This is a genomic window from Streptomyces sp. NPDC042346, from assembly GCF_055581845.1.
Map to the genome: position 1 here is coordinate 79,406 of NZ_JBVJEH010000017.1, position 26,536 is coordinate 105,941.

The window sequence follows — 26,536 nt, forward strand, 5'->3', positions numbered from 1 at the left end:
GGACATGCGGTCTGCGCTGACGCGACTTGGGGCGGCCGTGGCTGTGGCCGCCCTCCTGACGGGCTGCTCCGGCGGTGGCGGGGAAGCCACGAAGGATCCGGAGGGCCTGACGGCTGCCGAGGCCTGCGGTGGCTTCGCCAAGGACGCGGCCTCCACGGCCGCGCTCAAGGCCGTCCTGGGCGGTGACCGCTTCGAGGACAACTACTCGAAGCCGGACAAGGCCCTCGACAGATTGCGTGACGACGCGGCCGCGCCGTGGGCCGACTCCTACCGGCCCCAGCCGGTGACGTACTGCGGCCTCCTGCCCGCCGAGGGGGGACCGAAGAACCTCAAGATCGAGGTGGGCGCGGTGGGGAAGGGTCCGTATCTGGGCCCGAAGCTTGCCCCGAAGGTGACCTCCTACACCTCGGGACTTGAGGCCTTCACCTCCTCCAGCCTGGGTTCTGTCTACTTCTCCTGCCGCCTCAAGGCGCCCGCCCACGAGATCGTCGTCGAGACGACCATCTGGGGCCCGGCAGGTGTCCCAGACACGGACCTGGCGCAGCGCACCCGCCTGATCACCCTCGCCAACGCGGCGGCCCGGCAGGTCTCCGCGGAGCTGGGCTGTGAGGACGACGGGCTCGCGACGGGCGTTCCCTCGCCCACCGCGAACCCGACGTCCTGAGGCGACGGACCAGGGCTGTCCTACCTGCCGTACACCGGCATGGCGAAGATCCGGCCGCCGCGGGCGATGAAGAGGCGGTTGCCGTCGCTCACCAGCTGGTAGGCGCCCTGACGCTCGATCTTCGCGGTGAAGAGCGGCTGGTTGGTGATCTTGTGAAGGACCTGGACGTGGCTGTTGTCGGGTGACTGGAGCCAGACCGTCGAGCCCGCCACGGCAGGAGGGTTGAGCGTCCGGACTTCCGGGCCCAGGCCGTCCAGGATGGCGTACCAGTCCGAGACCGGGTAGCGGGTGTCCATCATGGTGCTGTAGCGATTGACGGTGTAGCCGTGGACGGCGATGACGTATTCGCCGTCCGCGGCCGGCGTGCCCCAGGGCGCGCTCGTTTCGCTGAGGAGCTCCTGCTCCCACAGGAAGTCGCCGCGGTCGAGGCGGCGGGCCATGAGCGTGCGGCCGACGAGGTAGGCGATGTTGTCGCCGAGGACGGGGGGCTGGCCTTCGGTGCCCTGGTTCTTGACCTCCCAGTCCGTCTCGCCCGTCTCGGTGTAGAGCCCGGCGACGTAGCCGTCCCTGCCGTGGATCACGAGCCGCTTCCTGCCCACGGCGGCCTTCGCCGGGCCGTTGTGGGAGCGGGGGGACGTCATCGGGCGCGTCCAGGTGGTGGCGAGGGTCCAGGCGTTGACCGCCCGCAGCTCGTTGTCCTTCGACACCAGGTAGACGTGCGTGTCGTCGGCGGCGAGGACGTCGTCGACGTCGTTCTGCGTCTGCCAGACGGGCTTGCCGGTCGAGGCGACGAAGGCATGGGCGACGCCGTTCTTGTCGACGCCCACGACGAGCCGGTCGGCGACGGAGACGAATCCGGCGTCGGCGTCGATGTCCTTGGCCCGCCACCGCTCCTTGCCGGTCGTGACGGAGAGCGCGAGCAGGCCGCCCGTCTTCGCCTGCGTGACCAGCACATCCCGTACGGGCAGCGGGAGCTTCCCGTCGGCGGCCGCGACGTCCTGGGGCCCCCACAGGGGCTTCGGAGTCTCGCCGTACGGGCTGTCGACGATCGAGATGAAGGCGGCCTCGGGGGTCGGCACGGCGGGCGGCACGTCGGCGGTCGGTGACTTCGGCTCGCCGCGGTTCAGCCACCAGGCGCCCGCCCCGCCACCGGTGCCCAGGACGGCCACGCCCACGGCCGCGCCGGTGAGGAAGCGGCGCCGGGACGGCCTTGCGCCGGGTACGGCGGTCTCCTCGGGGGCCGCGAGGCGCTTCGTGGCGGTCTCGCGCCGCTTGATGTCCTCGGCGAGCGGGCCCTTGCGCCAGGCCCGGTCGGCGCCCTTCGGCGGGGCGAAGGCCTGGGCCACCTGCGGCGGAGCCGGGCGGAACGCCGGGTCCTTCGCCAGGCACGGGCCGATCAGTTCCTGGAGCTCCGGCGGCACCAGGCTCAGGTCCGGGGTGCCGTGGACGACCTCGTACTGCACCGCCGCCACATGGGCGGCGTCGAAGGTGCGCCGGCCGCTCGCCGCGTACGCGAGGACCGCACCGAGCGAGAAGACGTCGGAGGCCGGACCGACGCGCTGTCCGAGGACCTGCTCCGGCGCCCCGTACCCGGGGGTGACCGGGATCTGGCCGGTCGTCGTGAGGGTGAGCCCGTGCTCGGGGCGGGCGATGCCGAAGTCGATGATCCGCGGACCGGTCGAGGTGAGCACGATGTTCGCGGGCTTCAGGTCGCGGTGGACGAGCCCGGCGGCGTGGATGTCGTGGAGGGTGCGGGCGAGCTGAGCGGCGAGGGCACGGACCGTCGGCACGTCCATCGGCCCGTACGCGCGGACGGCGACGTCCAGCGTCGGACCGGCGAGGAACTCGGCGGCGATCCACGGCCGCCCGCCCTCCGTCTGCGCGTCGAGGACCCGGGCCACGCCGTGGCTCGTGACGGCCCGCGCCATGTCGGCCTCGCGGACGAAGCGCTGGGCGAGGTGCTGGTCGTGGGCGAGCTCGGGGCGGAGGACCTTGACGGCGGCGGGGGCTCCGGAGGCGTCACGGCCGACGTACACCTTGCCCATGCCGCCCTCGCCGAGGACGCCGAGCAGGCGGTACGGGCCGAGCCGGAGCGGGTCGCCGGTGGCGAGGGGCTGCGTGGTCACGAAGAGTGCTTTCCGGTTCGGTGGTGGGGACGGGGAGGAGGAGGTGCTCAGACGTAGGGGATGGCCACGACGGACGACTCCCCGGCGCCGATGATGCGGGTCCGTTCCTTGTCGACGACGTACCGCGTGGCGTCCGTCTGGAACACCCAGACCGAGCGGCTGTTCTGCGGATCGACGGCGTTCAGGCCGCCCCGCACGGGGGCGTACACATACCTCTCGCCGACGACGGGGGCCCGGAAGAATTCGGGGGTGAGAGGGCGGTCGGAGGGCGACTGCCGCCAGGCACGGATGCCGGCCGGAGCCCGTACCGCCACGATTCCCTGCGTGTCCCCGGCCTCCTGCGCGTAGACGATCCCGCGCGAGACGGTCGGCACCCCGTAGTTGGTGGAGCCGGTACCGGAGCCGTACTCCCAGGCGATCCCGCCGTCGGAGAGGCGCAGCGCCCGGAGCCGGTCGCCGCCCAGGTAGATGTGCTGGTCGTCGATCGCGAGATGGCCGGGTTTGAAGGAAGCGGAGTCCTTCAGCGGCAGCCGTCGCTTCCACAGCTGCCGGCCCGTGCGCGTGTCCCTCGACTGGACCAGGAAGGAGTCGAGGTCGCCGCTGTTCTTGCCGAGGATCAGCTGGTCGCCGACGACCTGGGCGAGCCACGGGCGGACGCCGTCCCATGCGTACGGCTGCCGCCACGCCTCCTTGCCCGTGCGCAGGTTGACGGCGAGCAGGTGCCAGCCGACCTGGTTCGCGTCCGAGTCGTGTTCCCGTTTGCCCAGGCGCGAGGCGGTGAAGAGGATGCCGCCGACCGCGGTGAGGAGCTCCGTGGTCGTCCCGTCGATGCCCTTCAGCTCGATCGTCTTGGCCGCTTCCTTGCCGGTGCGCGCCGCGAGCGTGCGGACCTTCAGGGCGCCGGGGCCCTCGAAGTTGCCGTCGGAGGCGTAGTAGTTCGTGCCGTCGGTGGTGATCTGGTGGGGTTCCATGACCATGGAGTCGGCCCAGAGTTCGCTGCCGCTCTTCGTGTCGACGGCGCGGAAGGAGACCGTCTCGGCGAAGCCCACGACATCGGTACCGGCCAGCAGCGGGGTGATGCTCTCCTCGCGGTCGAGGACCGAGGCCTGCCACAGCGGCGCCGGCGCGCCGTCGGCGGCCGTCGGGGCGGGGACGGCCGTGGGGCCGGTCGGGGTCGGGGCGCCGCCCTTGGCTGTATCGGCGTCTGTGTCCCGGGAGTTCAGCCACGCCCACACTCCCGCGCCCGCCCCCGCGACGCCGAGGAGGGAGCCTCCGCCCAGGGTGAGGGCCCGGCGGCGGGAGAGCGGGGTGTCCGGGGCGGTCTCCGCGGTCGCGGCTCCCGCCGGGACCGGCAGGCGGTGCGGTGCGTGGAGCCAGACGTCCGTCGCGCGGCGGGCGATGTCGGCGAGGACGAGGGGCGGCAGGTGGTCGGCGAACTCGCCGTGGCCGTCGTGGAGATGGGCGGTCAGGTCGGCGGTGGTGGGGCGGGCCGTCGGGTCCTTGGACAGGCAGGCCGTCAGGAGCGGCAGCAGCGCCTCCGGTACGCCGCCGAGGTCGGGCTCGGCGTACCGCACGCGGTACAGGAGGTCGGCCGGCGAGCCCGTGCCGAAGGGGCCGTGGCCGGTGGCGGCGAAGACGAGTACGCCGGCGAGTGCGAACACGTCGCCCGCCGGGGGGTGTTCCTGGCCGCTCGCCTGCTCCGGCGACATGAACGCGGGCGTGCCGGCCGCCGCTCCCGTACGGGTCAGGTGGTCGTCGCCGGCCGCGCGGGCGATGCCGAAGTCGATGATCTTCGGGCCGTAGGCGGTGACGAGGACGTTCGAGGGCTTCAGGTCGCGGTGGACCACGTCCGAGGAGTGCAGCTGCGCGAGGGCTCCGGCGAGCGCGGCGCCGAGGGCGCGGACGGTCGGCTCGGGGAGCGGGCCGCCGAGCGCGACGGCGTCGTCGAGCGGCGGGCCGAGGACGTACTCGGTGGCCAGCCACGGGGTCTCGGCGAGCGGGTCGGCGTCGACGACGGCCGCGCCGTGGCGCGCGCCGATGATCCGCGCGGCGTCCGTCTCCAGTCGGAAGCGGGCGCGGAAGGCGGGGTCGGTGGCGAGCCGGGCGTGCACGGTCTTGAGGGCGACCGTGCGGCCGCCGGGCGTGCGCGCCAGGTAGACCGTGCCCATGCCGCCGGCGCCGAGGCGGGCGAGGAGACGGTACGTGGCGACGGCGGCCGGGTCGTCGTGGGTCAGGGGCGACAGCATGAGGTCAGGTCCGTCGGATCGAGGAGGGGGGAGGGTCGGTGGTGCCGGTTCGGCTTCAGGTGCGGTCCCGTGTCGCGTGGTCCGCGTGGTCCGCGTGGTTCGCGGGGGCCGTGTGCGCCTGTGCGTCCGGTACCGCCGGGAGTTCGGCGGCGAGCAGTTCCGCCGACTGGCGGGCGAGTGCGGCGACCACCCGGCCCGGCAGCCAGCCGGGGACGAGCAGGGTGCCGGCCGAGTTCAGCACCGTCTGGTGCGCGGTCGGCGGCGCGAGCGCGGCCATCAGGGCGGCCGCCGTGGGGCGGTCGGCGGGGTCGCGGGCCAGGCAGGAGGAGACCACCTGGCGCAGGGCGGGCGGGAGTTCCTCGCGTTCGGGCACGGTGTGGCCGGTGGCGGCGTACGCGAGGACGGCGCCGAGCGCGAAGACGTCGCCCGGGGGTCGCGGCCGGCCGCCAGAGGACTGTTCGGGGGCGAGCGACCCCGGGTCGAGGCCCGGCAGGCCGGTGCGCGGCTCGCCGTCGGCCGCGGCGGCCCGTACCGCGCCGAAGCAGCTCAGCTTCGGCCCGTCGGCGGTGAGCAGGACCGCGGCGGGGGAGACCCCGGCGTGCGTGAGGCCCTGGGAGTGCGCGGCGGCGAGGCCCTCGGCGAGGGCGGCGCCGACGGCCCGGACGGTCGCCTCGGGCAGCGGGCCGCCGTGGACGGCGAGGGCTACGGGGAGTGGGAGCGCGGGCAGGTACGGGCTCGCGTACCAGGCGGGGGCGGTCGGATCGGCCGGGTCGGCGAGGTCCGTCACCGGGGCGATCCAGGGGCCGAGGAGGTGCCGGGCCGCCGTGGCCTCGGCGGCGAAGCGCGCCGGGTCGGTGCCGGGCAGCGGGGCGCTCAGCAGGACCGTGCGGCCGCCGTCGGGGGTGCGGGCCACGAAGCGGCGGCAGGGGACGGCGGAGCCGGGCGGGTCGAGGCGGGTGATCAGCCGGTACGGGCCGATCCGCCGGTCCGGGGCCGAGGGCCGGTCCGTCGCGGGCCGGTTCGGGGCCGCGGGCTGGTTCGGGGCCGTCCGCGGCGCCGCCCCTGACGGTGCGGCGTCCCCCTGCGTGCGCGACCGTTCCACCGGTGAGTCCCCCTGTTGCTGCGACTGCTCGTTGCCACTGTTGTTGCCGCTGCTTGTCGTGACCGTTTGTGCCACTGGCTGTTGCGGTTGGCGTTGCGTTGGCTCCCGGGCGGCCCCGGGGCGGGTCGAGCCTATCGAGGCGGCCGGCCTCCGCGGCGGGGCGGGGGAGGGCGGCGGACCCCGGCGGCGTACGGGCCGGGGAGGGGCGGGCCCGGAACGTCCGAGGCTGTCCGGGTTGCGAAGGTGAAGTGGGCCCGTGTGCGCGGTGAGGCGTCGTGGAGATCTCTTTCCGTGAGGGTTTTCCCGGTGAGGAGTGCTCGAACGCGTGGTCGTGGGACTACGATCGCCGTGATTCCGTGGGCACGGAACTTGCTGAGGCGAAGCCGGAACGATCACCACGCGATCGTCGGCGCGATCACCGCACGGGGGAGAGCATGTCGTTCGAAGAGGAGTGGGCGTCGGTCCGGTCCACATCCGCGACCAACGTGAGCATGAGGCTCAACCAGGTCGCCCCGGAGCCCGGTGGCGGCGGTGGCGGCAGTGCCGACCTCAGCGTCGACCAGGACAAGCTCGGGGCCATCGGCAGCGCCGCGTACGCCCTGCACGGCCGGCTGGTCAAGGACGGGAACCACGCGCGCACGAACACCACGGAGGCCGCGACGGGCATGTCGAGCAACGGCTTCCTCACGGGCTCCGCGATGTCGACCGTGCAGGAGACGTGGAGCTCGCAGCTGAACACGCTGCTCGACGCCTGCGCCAACATCTCCAACCACCTCGACTACAGCGCGGCCTCCCACGCGAAGGAAGAGGAAGACATCAAGGCGGCCCTGGCGGCCTCCAAGATCAACGAGTACTTCAAGTAGGCCGGGGGCCCTGCTGTGTTGACCTACGACAACGTGCACCACGCGCCGCTCGACAAGATGAAGGCCGCGGCCGACGACTGGTCCGCGATGAAGGCCAAGCTGGACAAGCTCGCCGAGGACGCCCGTACGACGATGGCCGCGAAGGCCAAGGACGACTACTGGCGCGGGGTGAACGCCGAGGTCACGAAGCCGTTCGTGGACAAGACCGCCAAGGAGTTCGACGACGCCGCGAAGGCCGCCGACGGCATCCACAAGGTCCTGGAGGACGGCTACAACGCCTTCAAGAAGGCGAAGGACGACCTGACGACGATCGCCGAGACCGACGCCCCCGCCAAGGGCTTCAGGGTGAACTCCGACGGCACCGTCGCGGCCCGCGAGCCGCTCTCCGCCATCAAGGACCCGGCGGCCCGGCACGACCCCGACTTCCAGGACCTGGTGCGCAAGGAACGCGCCGACATCCACGCGATGGAGGAGCGGATCAAGGCCATCCTGGAGGTCTGCACCGAGGCCGACGTGGCCTGCTCCAACGCCCTCAAGGCCAACATCACCGGCGACAAGAACAACTTCAGCGCCCCGAAGTACGCGAGCCTCGACGCCGAGGAGGCGCAGCGCGCCGTCGACCTGGCCAAGAAGGGCCGGGACATCTCCCACGAGGAGCTGATGCGCCTCAACGAGCTGCTGAAGGACAACAGCGGCTCGAAGGAGTTCTCCAGGAACTTCTACGACGGTCTCGGTCCGAAGGGCTCCCTGGAGTTCTTCGGGCAGCTGTCCACGGACACGTACGACTACACGAAGGTCGACAAGGAGCGCCTCGCGGACGTCCAGGAGCTCCAGAAGAACCTGGGCCTCAACCTGGCGACGGCCACGCAGGGCGGCGACGCCTGGACCGACAAGTGGTCCACGGACATGCGCAAGCTCGGCACGGAGCGCATCCCGCTCGTCAAGTACGACAACAACCCGGCCTTCGGTTACCAGTTGCTCGGCGGCATCATGCGCTACGGCGACTACGACAAGAAGTTCCTGGTCCCCATCGCGGAGCACGTCACACAGCTCCACGCCAAGGACCCGTACCTCTTCGCCAACAGCAAGCCGATGGTCAGCGGCGGGCTGCAGAACCAGTACAACCCGTCGGGAGTCAACGGCTCCGGCTTCGACCCGATGGTCTCGATGCTGGAGGCGCTGGGGCACAGCCCGGACGCGTCGAAGGAGTACTTCTCCAAGGAGCCGACGTCCTACAACAAGGACGGCAGCCTCGGCGGCACCGTCGACCTGGACCCGAAGAAGGACGGGAACCAGAAGGGCTACCTGAACTACTTCCAGAACAAGGAGTACGACTTCTTCCCCGACATCGAGGGCCACAACCCGGACGACTGGAAGAAGACCGCGGCCTACATGCCGGACGCCCTCGGCCACGCCCTGGAGGCGGCGACCACGGGTCACGGCTGGGACGACCCCACCCCCGAGCTGCACCGTGACGAGAAGTCCGCCGAGATCATGAAGCAGGTCATCGACTCCTACGGTTCGAGCACCGAACTGCGGGAGCAGCACAAGGCGATGATGGACAGCCTGGGCAACATGGGCGCGGCCTACATCGACGACCTGAACTACTCGATGATGAACTTCGGCGGCACGGGAGACGCGTACAACCGGGACGAGCTCTTCGGGAACAGCAGCGACGGCAGCAAGCGGACGGACTTCGGGTTCAACGCGTCGCTGGAGTTCATGAAGGGCGTCGCGGGTGACGAGGACGCGTACAAGAGCATGTCGGCGGCCCAGCAGGTCTTCGAGGCGAGCGGCATCAAGGCGCTGGAGGGGGACCGGGACGACGCGATGGCGTTCGCCAAGAACGGCTCCCTCGTCCACGGCGTCCTCGACGAGTCGCGCGTCACCCAGATCGCCGAGGACTTCAAGGACGACGAGGACAAGAAGAACCTGGCCCTGGAGCAGCAGGCCGAGTGGCGGAAGTCCGCGGTCAGCGGCGGTGTCGCCGCGGTCGTGGGCGTGGGCTCGGCCGTCGTGCTCGGCCCCGCGGCGGGTGTCGTGGCGGCCACCGTCGTGCCGATCATCATGGAGAGCGTCGGGTCGACCGTCAGTACGTCGTACGCGTCCGGCACCCTTGAGTACCTCAAGGACAACGAGTTCAAGAACGACGACGAGGCGCGGGTGTCGATCGGCTCCACGCGGGAGGCCGGGCGCGGCAGTGCCATGAGCCCGTTGCTGAACTACGCGGAGGCCACCGGCATGACGGAGGCCGAGCGGCGTGCGTTCCTCGACGACGCGAGGGGCGCCTATCTCGATGGCGAGCAGCTCGTCAGCGGCACCGAACAGAAGGTCAGGTGAGCATGTCGGTCACCAGCGGGTGGGTGGGCAGGAGCGCCGTCGTGCTCGCCGTCGTGCTCTCGGCGGCGGCCTGCGGCGGCGGGGACTCCCCGACGCCGAACGCGACGGATGCCGTGTCGCCGACGGCGCTCAAGACCTGCCAGGAGGTCTTCGGCACGGCGAACGTCGACGCGGTGCGGGCCGATCTCGGCGACGGGTTCCGCCCGTTCGACCGCTCGCTCCCGGAGATGAAGGAACGCCTGGTCACGGAGGCGCGCGGCTGGACCGCCGGCAAGGACGACCTCCAGCGCACCACGTTCCACCCGTGCGAGATGGAGGGCGAAAAGGACGGGGCCACGGCTCGCGTCACCGGCACCGTCGGATGGTCGATGTACGACATCGACTTCGTGAAGTCCGGCGACGGCAGGCTCCGCTGGCGCGCGGTCGCGGACGGGGTGTACGTGGCCTCCCGGCCCGACACCTGGGGAACGCCGCTCGTCATGCCCTGCACGGTCCCGGGCACGGCCACCGGCCAGGGGCGGGAGCTGCCGCTCCAGGTGGCGGTGAACGACGAGGCCCGGAAGGCCGGCGACCCGGCCGTGTCGACGGAGCAGCTCCTGAAGTCCCTCGCCGAGAGCACGCGCGAGCTCCTGGGCTGCGAGGAGAAGGTCACGGTCCCCGACGACCTGCTTCCGTGAGGAAGTAGGGAGGGGGGAGGGAAAGGGGAGGGGAAAAGGGAGAGGGACGGCGAAGGCCGTCCCTCTGGGAGAGACCGTGATCGGAATCGAACCGACGTAACTCGCTTTGCAGGCGAGTCCCTGAACCACTCGGGCACACGGTCGTGTTGTGCACTGGTACGACCGTAGAGCGGGTGCCGCGAGGGGCTCAAGGGTTTCCCGGGCTGTGCCATACGACTGCAATGGTGCTGCCACACCCCGTTCACAGTCGGGCCTCGGGCCTCGGGCCTTGGGCCTCGGGTCTTGGGCCTCGGGCCGAAGGGTCAGGCGGGCGTGTCCTCCGGGTCCTCAGGGTCCTCCGCGGACGTCTCGGGGCCCTCGTGGAGGATCGCGCGGGCCTGCTCCGCGGCGCGGGCGGTGCTCTCGCTGACGAAGTCGAGGAACCGGGCGATGTTCTCGAGGCGGGTGCCGGCGGGGGTCCCGGGGCCGAGGACGCCGACGCCCTGCCGCGCGGTCTCGACGATCTGGGCGGTGGACCGGGCGCTGGCCATCATCGACTGGTACCAGACGTCGGCGTCGACGGTGTAGCGCTCGCGGCGGCCTTCGCCGCGTTCCCGGCGGACCAGGTTCTGGCTCTCCAGGAACGTGATCGCCTTGGAGACGGTCGCCGGGCTGACCTGGAGGCGCTGGACGAGTTCGGCCGCGGTGAGGCTGCCCGTGTCGCTGATGCAGAGACAGGCCGTCACCCCGGACATCATCTTGGGCATGCCCGACTGCATGAAGACGGTGGTGAGGACTTCCTCGTACGCGCGCACGGCCTCGGGGTCGCGCCCGTGGGCCTGGGGGAGCGCCTCCGGGCTGCGGGGCGTGGCCTGCCTGCTCCGGTGGGCCCGGCGTTCGGTGGCGCGGTGGGCGAGGTCGGCGCGGTAGCCGGTGGGGCCGCCGTTCCGCATCACCTCACGCGTGACGGTCGAGGTCGGGCGGTCGAGACGTCGGGCGATCTCGGCGTAGGCGAGGCCGTCGGCCAGTCCCAGTGCGATCTGCTGACGTTCCTGCTGAGTGAGCCTGCCACCGGGCATCGCGTTCTCCTTCGTGCTCCTTGAGTGCCTCACTATAGCGTTCACGCTCAATTCATTGCAACGCAACGATGAGGCTTGTTGCGTTAGGCCTCAGGATGATTGCAATGAAATCCAGGCTGTGAGCTGCAATGATGCAGATCTGGCGCAACGTGCATGTTGCTCGCTCTTTGAATGCAACGTAGCTTTTCCCTTGTCGGAAACGTCGCGGGCAGCAGCCCGGAGAGCCGGAAGTCCGGAAAAACAAGGAGAGCAACCATGCAGAACTTCGCCACCACCGCCCCGATCGCCGTCATCCTCGACGTCCCGGCCGGCCACATCCGCTTCATCGCCGCCGACCGCGCCGACACCACGGTCGAGGTCCTCCCGGCGGACGCCAGGAAGAGCCGCGACGTGAAGGCCGCGGAGCAGATCGCGGTCGCCTACGCCGACGGTGTCCTGCGGATCGAGGCCGCCGAGGCCAAGAACAAGATCCTTGGCAACTCCGGTGCGGTCGAGGTCACCGTCCAGCTGCCGGCCGGTTCCCGGGTCGAGGCGAAGACGGCCGCCGCCGAACTCCGGGGCGTCGGACGCCTCGGCGACGTCACGTTCGAGGGCGCGCAGGGCACGGTCAAGCTCGACGAGACCGCCGCCGCGCGTCTCACCCTCCAGGCCGGTGACATCGCGGTCGGCCGCCTGGGCGGCCCGGCGGAGATCCGTACGCAGAAGGGCGACCTCCGGGTCGCCGAGGCCCTGCGCGGGACCGTCGCGCTGAGCACCCAGGCCGGTGACATCGCGGTCGGCGCCGGTCGCGGCGTCTCCGCCACCCTCGACGCCGGCACCGCCTACGGCCGCATCACCAACACCCTCCAGAACAGCGAGGGCGCCGGCGCCGGCCTCGCCATCCACGCCACCACCGCCTACGGCGACATCACCGCCCGCAGCCTCTGAACCATCCGAGACACCCACGCAAGCACCAGACGCCCGCGGCAAGCACCCGAGACGCCCGCGCAAGCGCCCGAGACCCCCGCGCAGCCCCTGATCGTCCCCATCCCTTGAAGGAGCACTCCCCATGACCGACTTGGCCATCGCGGCGAACGGGCTGCGCAAGTCCTACGGCGACAAGGTCGTCCTCGACGGTGTCGACCTGGCCGTCCCCGAAGGAACGATCTTCTCCCTGCTCGGCCCGAACGGCGCCGGCAAGACCACCGCCGTCAAGATCCTCTCCACGCTCGTCTCCGCGGGACCCGGCTCGGGAGCCATCCGCATCGGAGGCCACGACCTGACGGCCGACCCGCAGGCGGTCCGCGCCGCGATCGGTGTCACCGGCCAGTTCTCCGCGGTCGACGGTCTGATCACCGGCGAGGAGAACATGCTCCTGATGGCGGACCTGCATCACCTGTCCAAGCGCGAGGGGCGGCGGGTCGCCGCCGAACTCCTGGAGCGTTTCGACCTGGTGGACGCCGCGAAGAAGCCGGCCTCCACGTACTCCGGCGGCATGAAGCGCCGTCTGGACCTCGCCATGACGCTGGTCGGCAGTCCGCGGATCATCTTCCTCGACGAGCCGACCACCGGTCTCGACCCGCGCTCCCGTCACAGCATGTGGGGCATCATCCGCGAGCTAGTCTCCGACGGCGTCACCGTCTTCCTCACCACCCAGTACCTCGAAGAGGCCGACGAACTCGCCGACCGCATCGCCGTCCTGAACGACGGGAAGATCGCCGCCGAAGGCACCGCCGAGGAGCTCAAGCGCCTCGTCCCCGGCGGGCACGTCCGCCTCCGCTTCACCGACCCGACCGCGTACCGGAGCGCGACAGCCGCCCTCGCCGAGGCCGCCAGGGACGACGAGTCGCTGACGCTCCAGATCCCCAGCGACGGCAGCCAGCGCGCCCTGCGTACCCTCCTCGACCGCCTCGACTCCGCCGGCGTCGAGGCAGACGAACTGACCGTCCACACCCCCGACCTCGACGACGTCTTCTTCGCCCTCACCAGCCGCACCACCGTCCCCAGCCAGCCCGGCCAGACCGACCAGCCGAAGGATGCAGTCCGATGAGCTCTCTCTCCCTCGCCGTGCGCGACTCGTCCACGATGCTGCGCCGCAACCTCCTGCACGCCCGGCGCTACCCGTCCCTGACGCTGAACCTGCTGCTCACGCCGGTCATGCTCCTGCTGCTCTTCGTCTACATCTTCGGCGACACCATGAGCGCCGGCATCGGCGGCGGCGACCGCTCCGACTACATCGCGTATCTCGTCCCCGGTCTGCTCCTGATGACCATCGGCAGCACGACCATCGGCACCGCGGTGTCCGTCTCCAACGACATGACCGAGGGCATCATCGCCCGCTTCCGCACCATGGCGATCCACCGCCCCTCGGTCCTCGTCGGACACGTCGTCGGCAGCGTCCTGCAGTGCGTGATGAGCGTGATCCTCGTCGGCGCCGTCGCCGTCGCCATCGGCTTCCGGTCCACCGACGCGACCGCCCTGGAGTGGCTGGCCGCCTTCGGACTCCTCGTCCTCTTCGCCACCGCCCTCACCTGGATCGCCGTCGGCATGGGCCTGATCAGCCCGAACGCCGAGGCCGCCAGCAACAACGCGATGCCCCTGATCTTCCTCCCGCTCATCTCCAGCACCTTCGTCCCCATCGCCTCGATGCCCGGCTGGTTCCAGCCGATCGCCGAGTACCAGCCCTTCACCCCCGCCATCGAGACCCTCCGCGGCCTCCTCCTCGGCACCGAGATCGGCCACAACGGCTGGCTCGCCCTCGCCTGGTGCGTCGGCCTCACCGTCCTCGGCTACTTCTGGTCGACGTCGAAGTTCAACGGGGACCCGAAGTAAGCAGCCCCGCCGTGACAGCGCGGACCACCGCCGCCAAGCCTTCCGCAACCCGTTCCGCCCCAGGGCGGCGTACACCGACACCAGGTCGGAGTACGCCGCCCCGTCGGCGTTCCGACCGGAGACCGGGGACCAAAGACCGAGAACCCTGACAGGGGTCATCCGGTGGTTGACCTCTTACTCTGGGGGGATGAGCGCCCTCGAACCCCGCGAAGCCGACACCGACGCCGATGTCGATGTCGCCGACGCCCGCATCCCCGGACCCCGTGCCGCACACGACGACACCAAGGGGTCCGTCCTCGACGGCGACCACCGGGCGCTCAGCATCGGCATCGTCTCCGTCGTCCTGCTCATCGCCTTCGAGGCGACCGCCGTCGGCACCGCGATGCCCGTCGCCGCCCGCGAGCTCAACGGCGTCTCCCTCTACGCCTTCGCCTTCTCCGCGTACTTCACCACCAGCCTCTTCGGCATGGTCCTGGCCGGCCAGTGGTCCGACCGGCGGGGGCCGCTCGGGTCCCTCGCCACCGGAATGACCGCCTTCGCCGCCGGACTGCTGCTCTCCGGGACCGCCGGCGGCATGTGGCTGTTCATCCTCGGCAGGGCCGTGCAGGGACTGGGCGGCGGCCTGGTCATCGTCGCGCTGTACGTGGTGGTCAGCCGGGCGTACGCGGAACACCTCAGGCCCGCGATCATGGCCGCGTTCGCCGCGAGCTGGGTCGTCCCCTCCGTCGTCGGACCGCTCGCCGCCGGAACGATCACCGAGCACCTCGGCTGGCGCTGGGTCTTCGTCGGCATCCCCGCCCTCGTCGTCCTCCCGCTCGCCCTCGCCCTCCCCGCGATACGCAGGACCGCCTCCGGCCCCGCCGACCCGTCCACGCCCGTCGCCCCCTGGGACCGGCGGCAGATCGGACTCGCGCTCGCCATCTCGGCCGGCGCGGGGCTGCTCCAGTACGCGGGGCAGGAGCTGCGCTGGCTCTCCCTCCTCCCGGCCGCCGCGGGCGTCGCGCTCCTCGTACCCGCCGTCCGCGGGCTGCTGCCGCGCGGCACCGTCCGGGCGGCGCGCGGCCTGCCCTCGGTCATCCTGCTGCGCGGCATCGCCGCCGGGTCCTTCATCGCGGCCGAGTCCTTCGTCCCGCTGATGCTGGTCACCCAGCGCGGCCTGAGCGTGACCCTCGCCGGGCTCTCCCTCGCCGTCGGCGGCCCGACCTGGGCGCTCGGCTCGTGGATCCAGTCCCGGCCGCGGACGGAGCCGTACCGCGAACGCCTGGTCGTCCTCGGGATGGTCCTCGTCGCCCTCGCGATCGCGGCCGCGCCGAGCGTGCTGATCACGGCGGTGCCGGTGTGGGTGGTCGCGGTGGCCTGGGCCTTCGGCTGTTTCGGCATGGGCGCGGTGATCGCCTCGACGAGCGTGCTGCTCATGAAGCTCTCGGCGCCGGAGGAGGCGGGCGCGAACTCGGCCGCCCTCCAGATCTCGGACGGCCTCTCGAACGTCCTGCTCCTCGCCGTGGGCGGCGCGGCCTTCGCGGCCCTCGGCGGCGGCGCGGTGGGCCACGCGGTGAGCTCCCACGCGGCGACGGGCTCCCACCCGGCGGCCTTCGCGGCGGTCTTCCTGCCGATGGCGGGGGTGGCGGCGGCGGGCGCGTGGGTGGCGACGCGGCTGCGGGCGGAGCCGGAGCGGGCGTGACACATCCGGTACCGGAATGGCCCCACGGGGGTACCGTTCGGGTATGGCGATGAACCTTCGTCTTCGGGACGACCAGACCGAAGCGCTGAGGCGGCGGGCCCAGGAAGAGGGCGTCAGCATGCACGCGCTCGTTCTCCGGGCCGTGGACGACTACCTCGTACGGACCGCGCACGAGGCGAGGGTGAGGCAGACCTCTCGCGAGCAGGCGGCCAGGTGGAACGAACTCCTGGAGCGCCTGGCATGACGTGCGTCTACCTGTCCGCCGAGGACGTCGTCGGGATCGCCGAAGACGCGTGCGGGGACACACCGCTCGTGCGTGACGTGGGGCTCGTCGCGGAGGCCGCCTTCCGGCCGTCGGCGGCTCACGCAGGCGAGGACGTCTACCCGGGTGCCATCGAGAAGGCCGCGGCCCTCTTCCAGTCGCTGGCCTTCCGCCGCGGCTTCGTCGGCGGAAACACGCGCACGGCCTGGCTGTCCTGCGTGACCTTCCTCGCCATGAACGGCGTCCAGCTGCGACCGGACGTCGAAGCCGCGGAACGCCTGGTCATCGCCGTGGCGACCGGTGAGACCGAGGAGGTCGAGGACATCGCGCGCGGGCTCCGCGAGTTGGTCCTCACCGACGTGAGCTGAATCGCAACCGCACCATCCCCACCCCGTTTCATACGAGGTTCCGACCGGGCCGCCGGTAAGGTGGCCCGGTTGTCATATCTGGACGAGCGTCGAACCCGGAGATCGTGACTACTACCACCACCTCCTCCCATCACCTCTCTCCCGCCTTCCCCGGCCGGGCCCCTTGGGGTACCGCCGGCAAGCTGCGAGCCTGGCAGCAGGGCGCCATGGACAGGTACCTCCAGGAGCAGCCCCGAGACTTCCTCGCCGTCGCCACCCCCGGCGCCGGCAAGACGACCTTCGCCCTGACCCTCGCGTCCTGGCTGCTGCACCACCACGTCGTGCAGCAGATCACCGTCGTCGCGCCCACCGAGCACCTCAAGAAGCAGTGGGCCGCCGCCGCCGCGCGGATAGGGATCAAGCTCGACCCGGACTACAGCGCCGGGCCCCTCAGCAAGGAGTACGACGGGGTCGCCATCACCTACGCCGGCGTCGGCGTCCGGCCCATGCTCCACCGCAACCGCTGCGAGCAGCGCAAGACCCTCGTCATCCTCGACGAGATCCACCACGCCGGAGACTCCAAGTCCTGGGGCGAGGCCTGTCTGGAGGCCTTCGAGCCCGCCACGCGGCGCCTCGCGCTCACCGGCACCCCGTTCCGCTCCGACACCAACCCCATCCCCTTCGTCACGTACGAGGAGGGGAACGACGGGATCCGCCGGTCCTCGGCGGACTACACCTACGGCTACGGCAACGCCCTCGGCGACGGCGTCGTCCGGCCGGTCATCTTCCTCTCCTACAGCGGCAACATGCGCTGGCGCACCAAGGCGGGCGACGAGATCGCCGCCCGGCTCGGCGAGCCGATGACCAAGGACGCCGTCTCGCAGGCCTGGCGCACCGCGCTGGACGCGAAGGGCGACTGGATGCCGAACGTGCTCCGGGCCGCCGACCAGCGGCTCACCGAGGTCCGGAAGTCCATCCCCGACGCGGGCGGCCTCGTCATCGCCTCCGACCAGGAATCGGCCCGCTCGTACGCCAAGCTGATCCGCGAGATCACCGGCACGAAGGCCACCGTCGTCCTCTCCGACGACACCGGCGCCTCGAACCGCATCGACGAGTTCAGCGAGAACACCGACCGCTGGATGGTCGCCGTCCGCATGGTGTCCGAGGGCGTCGACGTACCCCGCCTCTCGGTCGGCGTGTACGCGACGACCATCTCGACGCCGCTGTTCTTCGCCCAGGCCGTCGGCCGTTTCGTGCGTTCACGCAGGCGCGGCGAGACCGCCTCTGTGTTCCTTCCGACGATCCCCAGCCTCCTCGGTTTCGCCAACGAGATGGAGGTCGAACGCGACCACGTCCTCGACAAGCCGAAGAAGCAGGGCGAGGAGGACCCGTACGCCGAGTCCGAGAAGGAGCTCGCCGAGGCCGAGCGCCAGCAGGACGAGGACACCGGCGAGCAGGACATGCTGCCCTTCGAGGCCCTGGAGTCCGACGCCGTCTTCGACCGCGTGCTGTACAACAGCGCCGAGTTCGGCATGCAGGCCCACCCCGGCAGCGCCGAGGAGCAGGACTACCTCGGCATCCCCGGACTCCTCGAACCCGACCAGGTCCAGCTGCTGCTGCAGAAGCGCCAGGCCCGGCAGATCGCGCACAGCCGCAAGAAGCCGGACGACGAGGCGGACCTCCTGGAGCTTCCCGCCGAGCGGCGCCCTGTCGTTTCCCACAAGGAGCTCCTGGAGCTGCGCAAGCAGCTCAACACGATGGTCGGCGCCTACGTCCACCAGACCGGCAAGCCGCACGGCGTGATCCACACCGAGTTGCGGCGGGTGTGCGGCGGGCCGCCGAGCGCCGAGGCCACCGCCGGCCAGATCCGAGAGCGGATCAAGAAGGTCCAGGAGTGGGCCACCCGGATGCGCTGAGCACCCTCCCGGGGCTGCCCGTCCCGGGGCTGCCCGGTCCGGAGACGTCAGGTCCGGAGATGTCAGTGAGGCCCGTACGAGTCTGCGCGTACGGGCCTCACGCGTCCCGGCGTGATGGGACACGGTCCGGAGGCAGGCCCCCACGGTCGGCCTCCGGGCACCCTCCACGCTAGATGCACGACAAAGCCGATCTTGTCAGCCAAAGTCCTTCGTCCGGCCGACGAAAGTCCCGAACCGTCTCTATCCGGTCCCCGACGCCCGGATTCTGGACGAGGTCTTCCGCTGAGCGGAGCGGGTCGCTACTGTCCCGGCTCAAAAGCAATCGCCCCGTGGCAGCGCCGCCGCGGAGCGCAGCCGGTGTACCCCTTCCTGCCGGCGGCCTCTGACGTGCGTCGCCGACGGGACCGGCGTCGCAATCCCGTGAGAGCCCGCCGCCACTCACTCCGAAGGAGAGGGCGTCGTGACCGCGGAGACCTCCCAGACGCTCGACCGGGGACTCAGAGTCCTCAAACTGCTCGCCGACACCGACCACGGCCTGACCGTCACCGAGTTGTCCAACAAACTCGGTGTCAACCGGACGGTGGTCTACCGTCTGCTCGCCACACTCGAACAGCACGCCCTCGTCCGCCGCGACCTGGGCGGACGCGCCCGCGTCGGCCTCGGCGTGCTGCGGCTCGGCCGCCAGGTGCACCCGCTGGTGCGCGAGGCCGCCCTGCCCGCGCTGCGCTCGCTCGCCGAGGACATCGGGGCCACGGCCCACCTGACGCTCGTCGACGGGGCGGAGGCGCTCGCCGTCGCGGTCGTCGAACCGACCTGGACCGACTACCACGTCGCCTACCGGGCCGGTTTCCGCCACCCGCTCGACCGGGGCGCGGCCGGCCGGGCGATCCTCGCCGCCCGCCAGGGCTCCCTGATCGAACCCGGCTTCACCCTCACCCACGGTGAGCTGGAGGCCGGTGCGAGCGGAGCCGCCGCGCCGCTGGTCGGCGTCACGGGCGTCGAGGGCAGCGTCGGCGTCGTGATGCTCGCGGACGCCGTACCGGAGCGGGTGGGCCCGAGGGTCGTGGACGCGGCCCGCGAGGTCGCCGACGCACTGCGCTAGCGCGCACGGCAGCCGCTCCGGGGCGGCTGCCCCCGTCGTGGGACCGGATCACGGGTCAGGGCCGGTTCCCCGCGACGAAGCTGCCCAGGGCGGTCCGCTCGTGTTGGACCGATCTGCCCGTGCGGATCGTCGTGATCAGGCCCGCCGCGCGGAGGGCCTGGGCGTGGGCCGAGGCCGTCGCGTTGCTGACGCCGAGGCGGCGGGCCAGGCCCGTCGTCGTCCTGGCCTCGTCCAGGGCGCGGAGCAGCTCGGCGCGGGTCCTGCCGAGGACCCCCGTGAGGGCATCCTCCCGCGTGCCGCCGCCGTCAGGGGCGAGCGGCAGCCCCCGGCCCGCCGGATAGGCCAGGACCACCGGCCGCCCCGGCAGGTCCTGGACCAGCGGTCCGCCCCGCCAGTGGAAGGTCGGCAGCAGCACGAGCCCCCGGCCGTCGAGGCGGACGTCCCGGCAGCCCGGGACTCCGGGCCACTCCCCGCCCCCGGGCCACTCCCAGACCCCGTCCCGCAGCCGCGAGCCCGGCGCCGAGGCCGGCAGGGCGGCGCCGAGGCCCTGCTCCGCGACCGTCAGCGCGTGCCGGGTGAACTCCGCCCGGTGCAGGTCCTGGACCAGCGGCCACACCGGGGCCAGGACCGTCTCGTACGCCGCCTCCTGCGCGCGGCCCAGCGTGCGCCACGCCCCGGCGTCCCCGCCGTGCAGGGCGCGGATCCACGGCGGCACCGGGACCCCGCCCGCGTACACCCGCTCCAGCTCGGACCGGACGAACTCCGGGCGGCTCTCGCGGATCAGCGCGAAGCCCTCCTCGCGCGTCCCGCCGAGGACGTCGAGGAAGGACGGGGGCACCCCGCCCGGCACCAGGTCCGCGAGCGGCTCGGCCGCCGCCGGCAGGGCGCGCGACAGCCTGCCCCGCCAGCGGCCGAAGAGCAGCTCCTCGTGCGGTGCGCCCAGCATCATGAGGGCCGCGTGCAGCTCGGGCACGGGCGACGGCCGGGGCGCGAACCGGACCCGCGCGAAGTCGTCCGCGGTGAAGTGGATACGCAGCACCTGTCCGAACTCCTCGCCGTCCGCCAGCCTTTCGGGCAGGCCCTGAACCTTCGCGCGCGGCCCGGCGCCATCCAAGGATGCCGTGCATGACCCAGCACCCCGCACCCCGCCGCCGCACCGTCACCAAGGGCGCCCTCCTCGCGGCCGCCGCCACCCTCCTCGGTCCCGCCGCCCGGGCGACGGCCCGGCCGGCCGGCCACGCGGCGGAGCCGACCGTCCTCCGGCTGCCCGCGCCGACCGGCCCGCACCCCGTGGGCCTGCGCACCTTCGTCCTGACCGACACCTCCCGCGACGACCCCTGGGAGCCCGGGACCGGCGTACGGCAAGTCAAGATCACCGTCCTGTACCCGGCCCGCACCGTCCTCGGCCGCCCGCGCGCCCCGCAGCTCACCCCGGTCGAGGCCCGGTACTTCGCCGAGCTCGCGCCCCTGGTCCGCCCGGGGCTGCCGGCCGAGGGCGCCGTCGACTGGGGCGCGGTCCTCACCCACGGGCACGTCGACGCGCCCGCCCTCCCGGGGCGCCGCCCCGTGCTCCTGTACAGCCCCGGCGGCGGCGACTCCCGCACCCTCGGCACGACCCTCGCCGAGGACCTGGCGAGCCACGGTCGGATCGTCGTCCTGATCGACCACCCCGGCGACGCGAGCCAGGTGGAGCTCCCGAGCGGCGTGCGCGTCACCGTCCTGCGCGGGGAGCCGGACCCGGCGACCTTCCGCACCATGATCGACACCCGGGTCGCGGACATCCGCTTCGTCCTCGACCGGCTCGGAACCCTGCCCCTCGCGCCCGCCATGGACCTCCACCGGATCGGTGTGTACGGGCACTCGGCGGGCGGCACCGCCGCCGTGCACGCACTGGCCGCCGACGACCGGCTCGCCGCGGGCGTGAACCTGGAGGGATACCTCGACCTGGACCCGCTGGACGGGCTCGCCCGGCCGCTCCTCCTCTTCCGCACCGACGGCTTCGACGGCGCCGAGCGCCTCCGACGCTCCTGGGAGGGGCTGCGCGCCCGGCGCGTCCTGCTGCCCGACAGCGACCACTGGGTCTTCTCCGACTACGCGTTCCTCGTCCCCCCTCTCCAGGCCGCCGGGCTCGTCACCCCGGAGGCGCGGGCCGGGCTCGTCGGGGGCGCCGAGCCGGCGGTGGCGGTCGACGCCGTGCGGCGCGGGACGCGGTTCTTCTTCGCGCGGCATCTGCCGGCGCCCGCGCCCCCGGCCCGGGGGCGGTACGCGTCCCAGTAGATTGGGGGCGTGCTCTCCAGCCTTCCTCGTCACCGTGCCCTCGCGCTCTGCGCCCTGCCCGTCGCCGCGCTCCTCGCCGTCGTCGGGTTCGCGCCGCTGCCGTTCGCGATCGCGCAGCCCGGCACGACCGTCGACGTGCTCGGCAAGGACAAGGGGCGGGAGATCATCACCATCACCGGCGCCCCGGTCCGGCCGACCGAGGGGCAGCTCCGGATGACGACCATCGTCGCGACGGGACCGTCCACCGAGGTCGACCTCGGGGACGTGGCCGACGCCTGGTTCCGGACCGACCAGGCCGTCCTGCCGCACGACTCCGTCTACCCGTCGGGGAAGTCCGACGCCGAGATCGAGAAGCACAACCTCGGCCAGATGAAGGAGTCCCAGGACGCGGCGACCCTCGCCGCCCTCGGCTACCTCAAGCTGAACCCCGAGGAGGTGAAGGTGACCCTGCAGCTCGCCGACATCGGCGGGCCCAGCGCCGGGCTCCTCTTCTCCCTCGGCATCGTCGACAAGCTCGACGGCGACGGGGACGGCGGCGACCTCACCGGCGGCCGGACCGTCGCCGGTACGGGAACGATCCAGGCCGACGGCACGGTCGGCGCCGTCGGCGGCGTCTCCCTCAAGACCCAGGCCGCCGCGCGGGACGGGGCAACCGTCTTCCTCGTACCGAAGGCGGAGTGCTCCGACGCCCAGGCCGAGCAGCCCAAGGGCCTACGGCTCGTCCCCGTCACCGCGCTCAGCGACGCGGTGGCGTCCCTCCGGGCCCTGGAGCAGGGACAGGAGTCGAAGATCCCGAGCTGCTGACGGGGTCGGAGCCGGCGGGGTCGGAGCCGGGTCTCGTGTCGGCGGCCGGTCCGCCGCCGGGTATGTCCGCCGACGGCGGCCGGATGTCCATGTCCCGCCAGGCCGGGAAGACCAGCGGGGCGAGCGTCGTCAGGAAGTAGAGCCCGCCGATCCCGAGCAGCGTCGACGTCAGTCCCACCCGCTCGACCAGGAAGCCGGCCGCCAGACCTCCGAGCGGGGTCGTGAGCAGCACCCCGGCCGTGCTCGCGCCGACGACCCGGCTGCGCAGGGCCTCCGGCACCTTCTCGTACATGACCGTCGTCAGGATCGGGTTGAGGACCCCGACGCCGAACCCGGCCGCCGCCATCGTCACGAGCAGCGGTGCCGTGGTGTCGGTCAGCGCGGCCACCACGTACGGCGGGGCGCCGCCTATCAGGAACCCCGTCGCGAACACGGCCCGGCGGGGGAAGCGCTCCCCGACCGCCCCGTACAGCAGCGCCCCCGCGAGCGCGCAGCCGCCGAAGACCGAGACCAGCAGGCCCTGGGCGGCCGGCCCGCCGAGCTCCTCCCGGGCGTGGACCGGCAGCAGCACCGAACTCCAGCTCTGGCTCAGGCCGTTGGTGACCATCACCATGACCATGATCCCGAGCATGAGCCGGGCCCGGAACAGGTAGGCGTACCCCTCGCGCAGGTCGGCCCGGTAGCGGGCGGGGGAGAGCGGCGGCCCGTCGCGCATCGGCTCCGCCGAGGGCACCCCGCGCAGACCCGCGGTCACGAGCAGCGCGGAGAGGGCGAAGGTGGCCGCGTCGAGGAACAGGACCGTGTCGGCGCCCAGGAAGGCGACGAGCAGTCCGGCGATCGCCGCGCCCGTCATCCGGGCGCCGCGCGCCACGGCGTCGTACAGGCTCGCCGCCCGGGGGAGCGCCGTCCCGGCGCGCTGGGCGAGGTCGGGGACCAGGACGTGCCGGGCCATCTCGCCGGGCGCGTGGCACAGACCGGTGACCGCCATCAGCGCGCACAGCATCCAGAACTCGAGGACGCCGAGGCGGTGCAGCAGGGGGATCGAGGCGAGCGCGAGCCCGCAGATCAGGTCGGAGGCGATGCTGACCCGTCGGCGGCCCAGACGGTCGATGACCGGACCGCCGGCGAGGGTGGAGAGGAGGACGGGGAGGGCCGCGCAGAAGGCGACGAACCCTGCTTTGCCGGGGCTTCCCGTGGTGTCGAGCGCGAACCACGGGACGCCGATCAGTGTGAGTGAATTGCCGGTGATCGAGACGGCGTTGGCGGCCAGGACGGTGGTCAGAGGGCCACGGGATCCCGGCGCCGCATCAGCTTCTTTTCCCCCCGGAACGGTCATGCGGCCAGGGTGACCGGACGGTCCGTCGGCGTGACCATCCGCAGCCCCAACTCGACGAGCTTCCAGCCGAGTTGAATGCGGAGCGGGGTGGCAGGGGTGCGGGTGAACTCGTACGTCCGGTCGGCGGCGGCCTCGTGGCGCAGTTCCGCGGAGGTCAGTGCGTGCAGCTGGAGGTGGATGTCGGCGTGCATGGTGCGGGTTCCTTCCGTGAGTGGTGAGGAGGGCAGCCTGTGCAGGTCGTGGCGTCAGTCCGCCGGCTGGGGGAACGCGTGCAGATGGAGTCGTACGCGCTCGGCGCCCGGCGCGTCCGAGTCGGCCGTGTCGCGGTAGCTGTCGATGAGCTCGTGCACCTTCTCGTTCAGCTCGCGCAGCTTCTCGGCCGGCAGCTGCAGCGTGAAGTCGCTCATGTCCGAGGCGCCGTGCCAGCTCTCGTCCCAGTCGTGCCGGGTGCCGAGGTAGGTGTTCAGCTCCTGCGTGTGGATGGTCGCCACCTCGAACAGGAAGACCTCTATGGCGCCCTGGACCTCGGGGTCGGGGTTCTTGTGGAGCGTCTCGTCCAGGCGCGTCCCCTGTTGGGCCGCCTTCCACCACCTCTCCCGGCCCTTGCCGCGCGTCGGGTCGTCCTCGACGAAGCCGACGGCGGCCAGCTGGCGCAGGTGGTAGCTGGTCGCGCCGCTGGACTCGCCGAGCCGCTCGGCCAGTTGGGAGGCCGTGGCGGGGCCGTGGCGGCGCAGCGCGCGCAGGAGCTGGATGCGCAGGGGGTGGGCGAGCCCGCGCAGGGAGCGCGGGTCGAGGGTGCGGCTCAGGAATTCCTCGGGCTCGGACATGACTCAACCCTAGAGTTGCAAAGAAGGAGTTGCAAGAGGTTCTTTGCAACTCCTTCTTTGCAGAGACCTTTTTGCAGCATCTTCTTTGCGTCTCCCCGCTCTCCGCCCACCCCGGACCTGCACCCCCCGCCCCAGACCTGCGCCCCCACCCCCGACCTGCGCCCCCACCCCCGACCTGCGCCCCCACCCCGGGCCTGCGCCGCCTACTCCTGCGCCGCCTGCTCCACCAGCGGGATGATCCGCAGCGGCACCGGGTTCTCCATCACGATCGCCGTCGATGCCCGCACGATCCCCTCGAAGCCCACCACCTTGTCGATCACCCGCTGGAGGTCGGCGTTGGAGCGGGCGACCAGCCGGCAGAGCATGTCGCCGTGGCCCGTCGTCGTGTGCAGTTCGAGCACCTCCGGCACCGTCGCCAGGTGCCCCCGCACGTCCGCGCCCTGGCCCTGCTTGATCTCCAGCGTCGCGAAGGCCGTCACCGGATAGCCCAGCGCCGCCGGGTCCACCTGCGGTCCGAAGCCGCAGATCACCCCCGTCGCCTGGAGCCGGTCGAGCCGCGCCTGCACCGTCCCGCGCGCCACCCCGAGGCGCCGAGAGGCCTCCAGGACCCCTATGCGCGGCTCGCGCGCGAGAAGCGTGATCAGCCGGCCGTCCAAATGATCGATCGCCATGACGGTCTCCTCGTGGTCATGATGTACAAGTCGCACGGCCATACTCGTCTGCCGCTGTGCAGATTGACCAGCAGATCAACGAACTCTTGCGCACCTTGCCGAACGGCGGGACATTGCTGCCATGACTGAGACCATCGATCACACCCCCTCCACCGCGCGTAAGGCCGATCCCTTCCCGGTCAAGGGAATGGACGCGGTCGTCTTCGCCGTCGGCAACGCCAAGCAGGCCGCGCACTACTACTCCACGGCCTTCGGCATGAAGCTCGTCGCCTACTCCGGACCGGAGAACGGCAGCCGAGAGACCGCCAGCTACGTCCTCACCAACGGTGCCGCCCGTTTCGTGTTCACCTCCGTCATCAAGGTCTCGACCGACTGGGGCCGCTTCCTCGCCGACCACGTCGCCGAGCACGGTGACGGCGTCGTCGACCTGGCCATCGAGGTGCCGGACGCCCGTGCCGCGTACGCCTACGCCGTCGAGCACGGCGCCACCGGCATCACCGAGCCGTACGAGGTGAAGGACGAGAACGGCACCGTCGTCCTCGCCGCGATCGCCACCTACGGCAAGACCCGCCACACCCTCGTCGAGCGCTCCGGCTACGACGGCCCGTACCTGCCGGGCTTCGTCTCCGCGAACCCGATCGTCGAGCCGCCGGCCAAGCGCACCTTCCAGGCCATCGACCACTGCGTCGGCAACGTCGAGCTCGGCAGGATGAACGACTGGGTCGGCTTCTACAACAAGGTCATGGGCTTCACGAACATGAAGGAGTTCGTGGGCGACGACATCGCGACCGAGTACTCGGCGCTGATGTCGAAGGTCGTCGCGGACGGCACCCTCAAGGTGAAGTTCCCGATCAACGAGCCGGCGATCGCGAAGAAGAAGTCGCAGATCGACGAGTACCTGGAGTTCTACGGCGGCGCCGGCGTCCAGCACATCGCCCTGGCCACCAACGACATCGTCGCCACGGTCCGCGCGATGCGCGCGGCGGGCGTGTCCTTCCTCGACACCCCCGACTCGTACTACGACACCCTCGGCGAGTGGGCCGGCGAGACCCGCGTACCCGTCGAGACCCTGCGCGAGCTGAAGATCCTCGTCGACCGCGACGAGGACGGCTACCTGCTGCAGATCTTCACCAAGCCGGTGCAGGACCGCCCGACCGTCTTCTTCGAGATGATCGAGCGCCACGGCTCGATGGGCTTCGGCAAGGGCAACTTCAAGGCCCTGTTCGAGGCGATCGAGCGAGAGCAGGAGAAGCGCGGCAACCTCTGACGGTCGTCGCTGTGCGTGAGGGGCCCGGGGCCGCAGCCCGGGCCCCTCACGCGCGCGTACGCCCCTAGGGGGTGTCCGCAATGTCAGTTGGGGAGCCATAGCCGCAGGCAGGCGAGGGTGACCAGGGCTTTGTAGTGGCGGGCTCGTTTGTCGTAGCGG

General features: G+C 71.8%; 24 protein-coding genes and 1 tRNA gene. 15 read left to right on the forward strand and 10 right to left on the reverse strand.

The window, feature by feature from the left end; translation table 11 throughout:
- Positions 1–4: 4 nt before the first annotated feature.
- A complete protein-coding gene (locus ACZ6K0_RS42355; protein WP_469236096.1) occupies positions 5–664 on the forward strand; it encodes a hypothetical protein in 660 nt (219 codons plus the stop codon).
- Between the two features lie 20 nt (positions 665–684).
- Here the strand turns inward: ACZ6K0_RS42355 and ACZ6K0_RS42360 are convergent, their stop codons facing one another.
- From ACZ6K0_RS42360 to ACZ6K0_RS42370, 3 genes are read right to left on the reverse strand one after another with little or no spacing between them, the layout of a single operon-like run.
- Entirely contained in the window at positions 685–2,790 is a 2,106-nt protein-coding gene (locus ACZ6K0_RS42360) for a protein kinase domain-containing protein (RefSeq protein ID WP_469236097.1), read from the reverse strand.
- Between the two features lie 47 nt (positions 2,791–2,837).
- Entirely contained in the window at positions 2,838–5,036 is a 2,199-nt protein-coding gene (locus ACZ6K0_RS42365; RefSeq protein ID WP_469236098.1) for a protein kinase domain-containing protein, read from the reverse strand.
- Between the two features lie 55 nt (positions 5,037–5,091).
- Positions 5,092–6,015: a protein kinase family protein gene (locus tag ACZ6K0_RS42370; RefSeq protein WP_469236111.1), complete on the reverse strand. Its 924-nt coding sequence runs from the start codon at positions 6,013–6,015 to the stop codon at positions 5,092–5,094.
- Positions 6,016–6,572: 557 nt separating this feature from the next.
- On the opposite strand from ACZ6K0_RS42370, the gene ACZ6K0_RS42375 reads away from it, so the two are divergent.
- From ACZ6K0_RS42375 to ACZ6K0_RS42385, 3 genes are read left to right on the forward strand one after another with little or no spacing between them, the layout of a single operon-like run.
- Positions 6,573–7,001: a hypothetical protein gene (locus ACZ6K0_RS42375; protein WP_376405358.1), complete on the forward strand. Its 429-nt coding sequence runs from the start codon at positions 6,573–6,575 to the stop codon at positions 6,999–7,001.
- Positions 7,002–7,016: 15 nt separating this feature from the next.
- Positions 7,017–9,341, forward strand: coding sequence for a hypothetical protein (locus tag ACZ6K0_RS42380; protein WP_469236099.1), 2,325 nt, complete (start codon positions 7,017–7,019; stop codon positions 9,339–9,341).
- 2 nt (positions 9,342–9,343) lie between these two features.
- The gene (locus ACZ6K0_RS42385; RefSeq protein ID WP_469236100.1) at positions 9,344–10,018 is read left to right on the forward strand and encodes a hypothetical protein; all 675 of its coding nucleotides are present in this window, start codon (positions 9,344–9,346) and stop codon (positions 10,016–10,018) included.
- A gap of 71 nt (positions 10,019–10,089) precedes the next feature.
- Here the strand turns inward: ACZ6K0_RS42385 and ACZ6K0_RS42390 are convergent.
- Both ACZ6K0_RS42390 and ACZ6K0_RS42395 read right to left on the reverse strand, forming a co-directional pair.
- Positions 10,090–10,161, reverse strand: a tRNA-Cys gene (locus ACZ6K0_RS42390).
- Positions 10,162–10,320: 159 nt separating this feature from the next.
- A complete protein-coding gene (locus ACZ6K0_RS42395; RefSeq protein WP_469236101.1) occupies positions 10,321–11,076 on the reverse strand; it encodes a helix-turn-helix domain-containing protein in 756 nt (251 codons plus the stop codon).
- Positions 11,077–11,331: 255 nt separating this feature from the next.
- Between ACZ6K0_RS42395 and ACZ6K0_RS42400 the strand changes: the two genes are divergently transcribed.
- From ACZ6K0_RS42400 to ACZ6K0_RS42435, 8 genes are all read left to right on the forward strand, one after another.
- A complete protein-coding gene (locus ACZ6K0_RS42400; RefSeq protein WP_469236102.1) occupies positions 11,332–12,003 on the forward strand; it encodes a DUF4097 family beta strand repeat-containing protein in 672 nt (223 codons plus the stop codon).
- Between the two features lie 121 nt (positions 12,004–12,124).
- On the forward strand, positions 12,125–13,105 hold the full coding sequence (locus ACZ6K0_RS42405; RefSeq protein ID WP_469236103.1) for an ATP-binding cassette domain-containing protein: 981 nt from the start codon (positions 12,125–12,127) through the stop codon (positions 13,103–13,105).
- The gene (locus ACZ6K0_RS42410) at positions 13,102–13,887 is read left to right on the forward strand and encodes an ABC transporter permease (RefSeq protein ID WP_376405370.1); all 786 of its coding nucleotides are present in this window, start codon (positions 13,102–13,104) and stop codon (positions 13,885–13,887) included. Before ACZ6K0_RS42405 ends, ACZ6K0_RS42410 begins: the two co-directional genes overlap by 4 nt.
- A gap of 187 nt (positions 13,888–14,074) precedes the next feature.
- Positions 14,075–15,568 carry an MFS transporter gene (locus ACZ6K0_RS42415; protein ID WP_469236104.1) on the forward strand — a complete coding sequence of 498 codons (1,494 nt, stop codon included), beginning with the start codon at positions 14,075–14,077 and terminating at the stop codon, positions 15,566–15,568.
- A 43-nt stretch (positions 15,569–15,611) separates the two neighbouring features.
- Positions 15,612–15,812, forward strand: coding sequence for a CopG family transcriptional regulator (locus ACZ6K0_RS42420; protein ID WP_376405374.1), 201 nt, complete (start codon positions 15,612–15,614; stop codon positions 15,810–15,812).
- Positions 15,809–16,198 (forward strand): type II toxin-antitoxin system death-on-curing family toxin, encoded by a 390-nt coding sequence (locus ACZ6K0_RS42425; RefSeq protein WP_376405376.1) that lies wholly within the window; start codon positions 15,809–15,811, stop codon positions 16,196–16,198. Before ACZ6K0_RS42420 ends, ACZ6K0_RS42425 begins: the two co-directional genes overlap by 4 nt.
- A 104-nt stretch (positions 16,199–16,302) precedes the next feature.
- Positions 16,303–18,093 (forward strand): DEAD/DEAH box helicase, encoded by a 1,791-nt coding sequence (locus tag ACZ6K0_RS42430; RefSeq protein ID WP_384150729.1) that lies wholly within the window; start codon positions 16,303–16,305, stop codon positions 18,091–18,093.
- 460 nt (positions 18,094–18,553) lie between these two features.
- Positions 18,554–19,195, forward strand: coding sequence for an IclR family transcriptional regulator (locus ACZ6K0_RS42435; RefSeq protein WP_017237054.1), 642 nt, complete (start codon positions 18,554–18,556; stop codon positions 19,193–19,195).
- Between the two features lie 55 nt (positions 19,196–19,250).
- Here the strand turns inward: ACZ6K0_RS42435 and ACZ6K0_RS42440 are convergent, their stop codons facing one another.
- Positions 19,251–20,234, reverse strand: coding sequence for an ArsR/SmtB family transcription factor (locus ACZ6K0_RS42440; protein ID WP_469236105.1), 984 nt, complete (start codon positions 20,232–20,234; stop codon positions 19,251–19,253).
- Positions 20,235–20,320: 86 nt separating this feature from the next.
- Between ACZ6K0_RS42440 and ACZ6K0_RS42445 the strand changes: the two genes are divergently transcribed.
- Both ACZ6K0_RS42445 and ACZ6K0_RS42450 read left to right on the forward strand, forming a co-directional pair.
- Complete coding sequence (locus ACZ6K0_RS42445; protein ID WP_469236106.1) at positions 20,321–21,472, forward strand: acetylhydrolase; 1,152 nt, start codon at positions 20,321–20,323, stop codon at positions 21,470–21,472.
- Positions 21,473–21,481: 9 nt separating this feature from the next.
- Complete coding sequence (locus tag ACZ6K0_RS42450) at positions 21,482–22,276, forward strand: S16 family serine protease (protein WP_376405384.1); 795 nt, start codon at positions 21,482–21,484, stop codon at positions 22,274–22,276.
- Here the strand turns inward: ACZ6K0_RS42450 and ACZ6K0_RS42455 are convergent.
- The 4 genes from ACZ6K0_RS42455 to ACZ6K0_RS42470 form a co-directional block, all read right to left on the reverse strand.
- Positions 22,209–23,612, reverse strand: coding sequence for an MFS transporter (locus tag ACZ6K0_RS42455; protein WP_469236107.1), 1,404 nt, complete (start codon positions 23,610–23,612; stop codon positions 22,209–22,211). The two genes, ACZ6K0_RS42450 and ACZ6K0_RS42455, sit on opposite strands and share 68 nt — an antisense overlap.
- Positions 23,609–23,803: a hypothetical protein gene (locus tag ACZ6K0_RS42460; protein WP_469236108.1), complete on the reverse strand. Its 195-nt coding sequence runs from the start codon at positions 23,801–23,803 to the stop codon at positions 23,609–23,611. Before ACZ6K0_RS42460 ends, ACZ6K0_RS42455 begins: the two co-directional genes overlap by 4 nt.
- 54 nt (positions 23,804–23,857) lie before the next feature.
- Positions 23,858–24,439 (reverse strand): ArsR/SmtB family transcription factor, encoded by a 582-nt coding sequence (locus ACZ6K0_RS42465; RefSeq protein ID WP_469236109.1) that lies wholly within the window; start codon positions 24,437–24,439, stop codon positions 23,858–23,860.
- 203 nt (positions 24,440–24,642) lie between these two features.
- Positions 24,643–25,110 (reverse strand): Lrp/AsnC family transcriptional regulator, encoded by a 468-nt coding sequence (locus ACZ6K0_RS42470; protein WP_024761701.1) that lies wholly within the window; start codon positions 25,108–25,110, stop codon positions 24,643–24,645.
- Between the two features lie 121 nt (positions 25,111–25,231).
- On the opposite strand from ACZ6K0_RS42470, the gene hppD reads away from it, so the two are divergent.
- Positions 25,232–26,377: a 4-hydroxyphenylpyruvate dioxygenase gene (gene hppD, locus ACZ6K0_RS42475; RefSeq protein WP_469236110.1), complete on the forward strand. Its 1,146-nt coding sequence runs from the start codon at positions 25,232–25,234 to the stop codon at positions 26,375–26,377.
- The last annotated feature ends 159 nt before the right edge of the window (positions 26,378–26,536 follow it).

Excerpts from the sequence above, each read along its gene's own strand:
- ACZ6K0_RS42465 (WP_469236109.1), bottom strand. The coding sequence starts at position 24,439 with ATGTCCGAGCCCGAGGAATTCCTGAGCCGCACCCTCGACCCGCGCTCC.
- ACZ6K0_RS42455 (WP_469236107.1), bottom strand. The coding sequence starts at position 23,612 with ATGACCGTTCCGGGGGGAAAAGAAGCTGATGCGGCGCCGGGATCCCGT.
- ACZ6K0_RS42425 (WP_376405376.1), top strand. The coding sequence starts at position 15,809 with ATGACGTGCGTCTACCTGTCCGCCGAGGACGTCGTCGGGATCGCCGAA.
- ACZ6K0_RS42410 (WP_376405370.1), top strand. The coding sequence starts at position 13,102 with ATGAGCTCTCTCTCCCTCGCCGTGCGCGACTCGTCCACGATGCTGCGC.
- ACZ6K0_RS42400 (WP_469236102.1), top strand. The coding sequence starts at position 11,332 with ATGCAGAACTTCGCCACCACCGCCCCGATCGCCGTCATCCTCGACGTC.
- ACZ6K0_RS42470 (WP_024761701.1), bottom strand. The coding sequence starts at position 25,110 with ATGGCGATCGATCATTTGGACGGCCGGCTGATCACGCTTCTCGCGCGC.
- ACZ6K0_RS42460 (WP_469236108.1), bottom strand. The coding sequence starts at position 23,803 with ATGCACGCCGACATCCACCTCCAGCTGCACGCACTGACCTCCGCGGAA.
- hppD (WP_469236110.1), top strand. The coding sequence starts at position 25,232 with ATGACTGAGACCATCGATCACACCCCCTCCACCGCGCGTAAGGCCGAT.
- ACZ6K0_RS42365 (WP_469236098.1), bottom strand. The coding sequence starts at position 5,036 with ATGCTGTCGCCCCTGACCCACGACGACCCGGCCGCCGTCGCCACGTAC.
- ACZ6K0_RS42355 (WP_469236096.1), top strand. The coding sequence starts at position 5 with ATGCGGTCTGCGCTGACGCGACTTGGGGCGGCCGTGGCTGTGGCCGCC.
- ACZ6K0_RS42445 (WP_469236106.1), top strand. The coding sequence starts at position 20,321 with ATGACCCAGCACCCCGCACCCCGCCGCCGCACCGTCACCAAGGGCGCC.
- ACZ6K0_RS42395 (WP_469236101.1), bottom strand. The coding sequence starts at position 11,076 with ATGCCCGGTGGCAGGCTCACTCAGCAGGAACGTCAGCAGATCGCACTG.
- ACZ6K0_RS42405 (WP_469236103.1), top strand. The coding sequence starts at position 12,125 with ATGACCGACTTGGCCATCGCGGCGAACGGGCTGCGCAAGTCCTACGGC.
- ACZ6K0_RS42415 (WP_469236104.1), top strand. The coding sequence starts at position 14,075 with ATGAGCGCCCTCGAACCCCGCGAAGCCGACACCGACGCCGATGTCGAT.
- ACZ6K0_RS42420 (WP_376405374.1), top strand. The coding sequence starts at position 15,612 with ATGGCGATGAACCTTCGTCTTCGGGACGACCAGACCGAAGCGCTGAGG.
- ACZ6K0_RS42385 (WP_469236100.1), top strand. The coding sequence starts at position 9,344 with ATGTCGGTCACCAGCGGGTGGGTGGGCAGGAGCGCCGTCGTGCTCGCC.
- ACZ6K0_RS42375 (WP_376405358.1), top strand. The coding sequence starts at position 6,573 with ATGTCGTTCGAAGAGGAGTGGGCGTCGGTCCGGTCCACATCCGCGACC.